5 protein-coding genes and 4 pseudogenes are annotated in these 6,288 nt (G+C 69.0%); 4 read left to right on the forward strand and 5 right to left on the reverse strand.

Annotated features, from left to right (window positions below; translation table 11 throughout):
* Nucleotides 1-821: pseudogene (locus AD428_RS21320) on the reverse strand (lysophospholipid acyltransferase family protein); the annotation flags it as partial.
* A 275-nt stretch (nt 822-1,096) separates the two neighbouring features.
* Between AD428_RS21320 and metK the strand changes: the two are divergent.
* Nucleotides 1,097-1,756: pseudogene (metK, locus tag AD428_RS21325) on the forward strand (methionine adenosyltransferase); the annotation flags it as partial.
* Nucleotides 1,750-2,175: pseudogene (locus tag AD428_RS21330) on the forward strand (phosphatidylglycerophosphatase A family protein); the annotation flags it as partial. The pseudogenes metK and AD428_RS21330, both read left to right, overlap by 7 nt.
* 4 nt (nt 2,176-2,179) lie before the next feature.
* Here the strand turns inward: AD428_RS21330 and AD428_RS28520 are convergent.
* Nucleotides 2,180-2,344, reverse strand: a complete 165-nt coding sequence (locus tag AD428_RS28520; protein WP_235491059.1) for a hypothetical protein — start codon at nt 2,342-2,344, stop codon at nt 2,180-2,182.
* Here AD428_RS28520 and AD428_RS25635 point away from each other — a divergent pair.
* Nucleotides 2,271-2,731: pseudogene (locus AD428_RS25635) on the forward strand (CinA family protein). The gene AD428_RS28520 and the pseudogene AD428_RS25635 overlap by 74 nt on opposite strands.
* Nucleotides 2,732-2,795: 64 nt before the next feature.
* Here AD428_RS25635 and pyrF read toward each other — a convergent pair.
* From pyrF to AD428_RS21350, 3 genes are all read right to left on the reverse strand, one after another.
* Nucleotides 2,796-3,614, reverse strand: a complete 819-nt coding sequence (pyrF, locus tag AD428_RS21340) for an orotidine-5'-phosphate decarboxylase (RefSeq protein ID WP_053246515.1) — start codon at nt 3,612-3,614, stop codon at nt 2,796-2,798.
* Between the two features lie 5 nt (nt 3,615-3,619).
* Nucleotides 3,620-4,936, reverse strand: coding sequence for an NAD(P)/FAD-dependent oxidoreductase (locus AD428_RS21345; protein WP_053246516.1), 1,317 nt, complete (start codon nt 4,934-4,936; stop codon nt 3,620-3,622).
* A 101-nt stretch (nt 4,937-5,037) separates the two neighbouring features.
* Complete coding sequence (locus AD428_RS21350; protein ID WP_053246517.1) at nt 5,038-5,433, reverse strand: diacylglycerol kinase; 396 nt, start codon at nt 5,431-5,433, stop codon at nt 5,038-5,040.
* 154 nt (nt 5,434-5,587) lie between these two features.
* Between AD428_RS21350 and AD428_RS21355 the strand changes: the two genes are divergently transcribed.
* A partial coding sequence (locus AD428_RS21355; RefSeq protein WP_369798808.1) for a FadR/GntR family transcriptional regulator occupies nt 5,588-6,288 on the forward strand: 701 nt, incomplete at its 3' end.

Consider the following 6,288-nt stretch of genomic DNA (forward strand, 5'->3'; position numbering starts at 1 on the left):
GCGCGGCGTCTTGTAGCGGTTGTAGCTCCACAGGTACTGCTCGGGATAACGCCGGATCACCGCTTCCATGGAGGCGTTGATGAGAGCGGCCTGCTGCGTGGGGTCTTCGGGCAGGGGCTCGGGCACGCGCACGAAATGCAGGCGCCAGCCCTTGCCGCGCGGCAGGCGCACGACCGGCCACGAGGATCACCGGCACGCGGGTCTGCGTGGCGAGCTTGCCGGGCAGCGTCATGGTGTAGGCCATGCGGCCGAAGAAGGGCGCCCACACGCCTTCGCCCTCGCCCGGCGCCTGGTCGGGCAGCATGCCTACGCACTCGCCTTTGCGCAGCGTGCGCACGAATTCGCGCACGCCTTGCAGGGTGGCGGGCACGGCGCGCACGTTGGAGCTGTTGCGCGCAGTGTCGAGCAGGGGCGCGAGCATGTCTTTGCGCGGCGGGCGGAACATGACCGTCATGGGCAGGCGCTGGGCCACGTAGCGCGCGGTGATCTCGAAACAGCCCAGGTGCGGCGTGAGGAACAGGATGCCGCGGCCTTCGGCGCGCGCCGGCCCGACCACGGCGTCGAAGTCATCCGAGGTGGTCTGCGCCAGGCTTTGGCGGGAGCGGAACCAGACGCGCGGCATTTCCAGGATCATACGCCGTCTACGCGGCGGCGCGGCGGGCAAAGGCATTGCCGGGGTAGCCCGCCTGGGCCGCGTTGGCGCGCAGGCGGTCGCGGTACTTGCCGGGCCAGGCATAGGCGGCCAGGCCGAGCGCGCGGCCCAGGGCATGCGCGGCGGGCAGGGGCAGGCGGGCAAGCAGGCGAAACAGGGTGAGCAGCATGCGGCAAAGGACGAAGATCGGGCATGTTCATGCTGTTGACCGGGAATATGGAAAGAACCCGGCCGCCAGCATGAGATGCGCATTTTCGCCTAAAATAGTCTTTGTCGCCGAGTTAACCGACAACTTGCGGGGCGACGGCGGGCCGGCGGCGCATCGCTCCGGGCCTTCCAAATCCGCTAAAGCGTCGCGCCCAGATCAGTCTGCCTTGCGGTCCGGGGTGCAACGCGCCTCGTGAACCCATGCACCGGCTCTGCCGGACACGTAAGGACGCATCTGTGGCCAACAACGATTTTCTCTTCACTTCCGAATCCGTCTCCGAAGGCCATCCCGACAAGGTCGCCGACCAGATTTCCGACGCGATTCTGGACGCCATCTTCACGCAGGACCCGAATGCCCGCGTTGCCGCGGAAACGCTGTGCAACACCGGCCTGGTCGTGCTGGCTGGCGAAATCACCACCACCGCCAACGTCGACTACATCCAGGTCGCCCGCGACACCATCCGCCGCATCGGCTACGACAATACCGACTACGGCATCGACTACAAGGGCTGCGGCGTGCTCGTGGCCTACGACAAGCAGTCGCCCGACATCGCCCAGGGCGTGGACCGCACCTCGGAAGACTACCTGAACCAGGGCGCCGGCGACCAGGGCCTGATGTTCGGCTACGCCTGCGACGAAACCCCCGATCTCATGCCCGCGCCGATCTGGTACGCGCACCGCCTGGTGCAGCGCCAGAGCGAGCTGCGCAAGGACGGCCGCCTGCCCTGGCTGCGCCCTGACGCCAAGTCGCAGGTGACCTTCCGCTACGTGGACGGCCGCCCGGTCGAGGTGGACACCGTGGTGCTGTCCACGCAGCACGCGCCGGAAGTTTCGCAGGAAACCATCCGCGAAGCCGTCATCGAAGACATCATCAAGCCCAGCTTCGCCGAGGGCCTGGCCTGGTCCGTCCGGCCTCCGGCACCTGGGGCACGCTGCTGGCCTGGGCGATCTGGGTAGCCGCCTCGCCCGCGGCAACGGACCTGTACATCGGCATTTTCCTGTTGCTGGCGTTTCTCTATGGCTGCTGGGCTTGCGACCGCGTGGGCAAGGAACTTCACCAGCCCGATCACGTCGGAATGGTCTGGGACGAAATGGTGGCATTCTGGCTGGTGCTGTGGTTCTCGCCGGCCGGGCTGCTGCCCCAGGCGCTGGCGTTCGTGCTGTTTCGCACCTTCGACATCGTGAAGCCGCCGCCCATCATGTTTTTCGACGCCCGCCTCAAGGGCGGTTTCGGCGTAATGTGGGACGATATCGTCGCGGCGTTCTATGCCCTGGTCATCATGGCGCTGGCCGCGCGCACAGGAGTCTTCGGATGAGCGATCAAACCGCGTACACGCAGTCCGGCCTGTCGGCGTCGCAGCTGGCGCAGGCCACCATCCACGGACTGGCCGAGCGCCTGGGCGAAACGCTCATGCGCCACGGCTGGATGCTGGGCACCGCGGAGTCCTGCACGGGCGGCCTGCTGGCCGGGGCCATCACGTCCATCGCAGGCTCCAGCGGCTGGTTCGACCGGGGCTTCGTCACTTACAGCAACGAGGCCAAGGTCGCCGAACTCCGGGTTTCGCCCGACGCCCTGCATCATTTCGGCGCAGTCAGCGAGCCGGTGGCGCTGGAAATGGCCAACGGCGTGCTGCTGGCCTCGCCGGGCGCGCACCTGGCCGTGTCCACCACCGGCATCGCCGGGCCGGGCGGCGCCACGCCGGGCAAGCCGGTGGGCATGGTGTGCTTCGGATTCGCCCTGCGCGTGGACGACGGCATCAGCAGCCGCGCCGTTACGCACGTATTCCGGGGCGACCGCGCCCAGGTGCGCCTGGCGGCCGTGGACTACGGCGCTGCGGGGCGTGCGTGGAATTCATCGGCGAGCCGGTCTAGGCCGGCGCTGTCCGGGAGGGCGCGCCTGCCGGCTTGCGCCGGCCCTCGACGCCGCGGGCGCGGCTCAGCGCACCGCGTTGATGGCGTCGCGCAGGCCCTTGGCGGCCTGGGCGGCGGCTTCGCGCCAGTCGTCGCCGCCGCTGGCGTAGATGATGGCGCGCGAAGAATTGATCATCATGCCGGCGCGCGCGGCGTTGGCGCCCGCGTTCACCGTGGCGGTGATGTCGCCGCCCTGCGCGCCGATGCCGGGCACCAGCAGGGGCACGGCGTCGCCGATGCGCTGGCGCACCGCGGCCAGTTCGTTGGGGAAAGTGGCTCCCACGACCAGGCCGCACTGGCCGTTGGCGTTCCATTTATCGGCCACCAGGCCCGCCACGTGCAGGTACAGCGGCGTGCCGTCTTCCATCTTCAGGAATTGCAGGTCCGAGCCGCCGGGGTTGGAGGTGCGGCACAGCACAATCACGCCGCGATCGCGCCAGGCGAGATAGGGCTCGACGGAATCCAGCCCCATGTAGGGAGACACCGTGAGCGCATGCGCCTGGTAGCGCTCGAACGCCTCGCGCGCGTAGTTTTCGGCGGTGGAGCCGATGTCGCCGCGCTTGGCGTCCAGCACGATGGGCAGGTCGGGGTGCTGGTCGCGGATGTGCTGGCACAGGGCCTCGAGCTGCTCTTCGGCCCGGTGCGCGGCAAAGTAGGCGATCTGCGGCTTGAAGCTGCACGCATAGGGCGCGGTGGCGTCCACGATGCCGCGGCAGAACTGGAAGATGGCGTCCGGCTTGCCGTGCAGCTCGCGCGGAAAGCGCTGCGGGTCGGGATCGAGCCCGACCTGCAGGAGCGATTGGCTGGCGGCCCAGGCGTGTTCGAGTTTTTGCAGGAAATTCATGGGATTCAGTGCAGTTTGACCCGCGGGCGGGTGCGGCGCATGAGCAGTCGGGCCAGCGCCAGGGACGCGGTGCGCGAGACGCCCAGCACCGCCTTGTGGTGCATCAGGTGCAGGCTCATGTACATCAGGCGCGCCAGTGTACCGCTTACGAACAGGCCCCGCCCCGCGAGCTTGCCCATCAGGCTGCCCACGCCGGCGTCCTGCCCGAGCGAAACCAGCGAGCCGTGGTCTTCGTACACATAGGGCGCAGACGGTTCCGGCGCATGGCGCAGGCGCGCGCCCAGTTTCTTGGCCAGGTACTCGGCCTGCTGGTGCGCGGCCTGTGCGCGGGCCGGCACGGTGCGGCCGTCGCGCCAGGGCGCGGCGCAGCAATCGCCCAGCGCCAGGATGTGCGGATCGGATGTCTCCAGCCGCTCGTTCACTTCGATCTGGCCCAGCTTGTTGAGCGGCAGCCCCAGGCCGCGCAGCACCGCGGGCCCCTGAATGCCCGCCGCCCACATGCAGAGCTGGGCGGGAAATTCCCGCCCGTCCGCGGTCTTGACCGAGGCGCCGGTGACTTCGGAAACCCGGCACGATGTCTCCACGCGTATGCCTAGTTCCTTCAGGCGCGCCGTGGCGGCGGTGGAGATCTTCTCGGGCAGGGCCGAGAGAATGCGCGGCGCGCCTTCCACCAGCGTGATCGCCAGGTCGCGCTCGGCGCGGAAGTTCGGCAGGCCGTAGGCGCTGACCACGTGGCTGGCTTCCACCAGCTCCACCGCCAGTTCCACGCCCGTGGCGCCGCCGCCCACGATGACCAGGTCCAGCCGCGAGGAGGGGTCGCGCACCTTGGCCTGGTCCACCAGCGCCATGGCCTTGAGCATGGTCAGCCGGAACTGTTCGGCGTTCTCGGTGGTGTCCAGCGTGACGGCGTGAGCCTCGGCGCCCGGTGTATTGAAGAAGTTCGAGGCGCTGCCCAGCGCCAGCACCAGCGTGTCGTAGCCCAGCTCGCGGCGGGGCAGGACTTCTTCGCCCTGATCGTCGCGCACGGCGTCCACCGTGACGAGCCGGCGCTCGCGGTCCACGCTTTCGAGTCGGCCCTGCGCGAAACTGAAGCCGTTGAGATGCGCCAGCATCAGGTACGACAGGCCCTCCTGGTGGATGTCCAGCGTGCCCGCCGCCGCCTCGTGCAGGGAGGGCTTCCAGATATGGAAGGGGCGGCTGTCCACCAGCGTGACGCGCTGGCGGCCATGCGCACGGCCGAGGCGGGAGGCCAGTTCCAGGCCGCCCGCGCCGCCGCCGACGATCACGATGCGTTCGGAGGGGGCTGACGTCGATGTAGGCATGATGGCTCCCAGTATACGGGCGGGCAGGGATTGCGGGACATTGCGGTCTGCCCGCGATGGGCCGGCCGCTTCCGGGCGGCGGCCGGGGCTGGCGTTTCCGGTCAGTGCATGAGGTATCGGCTGATCGCCACGCCGGCCCACACCGCCACCGTGAAAAGCAGCATCAGCATCACCGCGGCGCTGCCCAGGTCTTTGGCGCGGCCCAGCAGCGGATGGGTTTCCACCGACAGGGCGTCGGCCAGCGCTTCGATGGCGGAATTCAGCAGTTCCACCACCAGCACCAGTATCACGGTGGCGACCAGCAGGAACACCTCCACCGTATTGCGGCCCAGGAAGAAGGCCGCCGGAATCAGCAGCACGGCCAGCACCAGCTCCTGCCGGAAAGCCGCCTCGTAGCGGATGGCGGCCCGCAGGCCCTGTAGCGAATAGCGCAGCGCATTCAGGATGCGGCGCAGGCCGCCGGTGCTTTTGTAGGGCGAGGAGTGCGGATGGGACATGGCTGGGCGAGAAAACCGGTTGGCGGGGTTTTAACAGATATGGAAGGCGCCAGGGGGGCGAATCCATGGGCAAACCCTAATTGTGCGCCCATGGCGCATGCGCGCAGCATAGTGGCCAATTGGTAAGGCCACTTTACCCTTTTACCCGGCGCCCATGCCTATCCAGATCATCGAACCCCGGCGTCTATACCGCCAGATTGCCGACCAGCTCCGCGAGCTGATCGAGGCGGGGGAGTTCCCCGAAGGCGCCCGTCTGCCGCCGGAACGCGACCTGGCCCTCAAGCTGGGCGTGTCCCGCCCTTCGGTGCGAGAGGCGCTGATCGCGCTGGAAGTGGAGGGCTGGGTCGAAGTGCGCATGGGGTCGGGCGTTTACGTGCGCGGCCCGGGCGCCGCGCCGCAGGCCAGCCTCACGGCCGAAAGCCCGCTCGAAACCATACGCGCGCGCCAGGTCGTCGAGGGCGAACTGGCGGCGCTGGCCGCCCAGAATGCCGTGCCCGCCGCCGTCGAGGGCTTGCGCGCAGCGGTGGACGCCATGGCGCGCGAAGCGGCCGCCGGCAACGTGCCCATCCGCGGCGACCGGCTGTTCCATCTGCGCGTGGCGGAAATCGCCGGCAACGCCGTGCTGGCCCGCGTGGTGGGCGAACTCTTCGACGAGCGCCACAATCCCTTGTCGGTCAAGCTGGGCGACTATTTCGAGAACCCCGCCAGCTGGGCAGCCGCCCATCGACGAACACCGCCAGGTCATCGACGCCATCGCGGCCCGCGACCCCCAGGCCGCCCTGCGCCGCCATGCACATCACTCTCCCGCTCCCACGACCGCCTCACCGCGAGCTGGCCCGCCCCCCTCGAAGCCCC

The sequence above is a fragment of the Achromobacter sp. DMS1 genome (genome assembly GCF_001270295.1).

Bases quoted from the DNA above. Each gene is read 5' to 3' on its own strand.
- AD428_RS28520 (WP_235491059.1), bottom strand. From the start codon at position 2,344: ATGGACGTGATGGCCCCGGCCAGCAGGCCGCCCGTGCAGGACTCCGCG.
- pyrF (WP_053246515.1), bottom strand. From the start codon at position 3,614: ATGAATTTCCTGCAAAAACTCGAACACGCCTGGGCCGCCAGCCAATCG.
- AD428_RS21345 (WP_053246516.1), bottom strand. From the start codon at position 4,936: ATGCCTACATCGACGTCAGCCCCCTCCGAACGCATCGTGATCGTCGGC.
- AD428_RS21350 (WP_053246517.1), bottom strand. From the start codon at position 5,433: ATGTCCCATCCGCACTCCTCGCCCTACAAAAGCACCGGCGGCCTGCGC.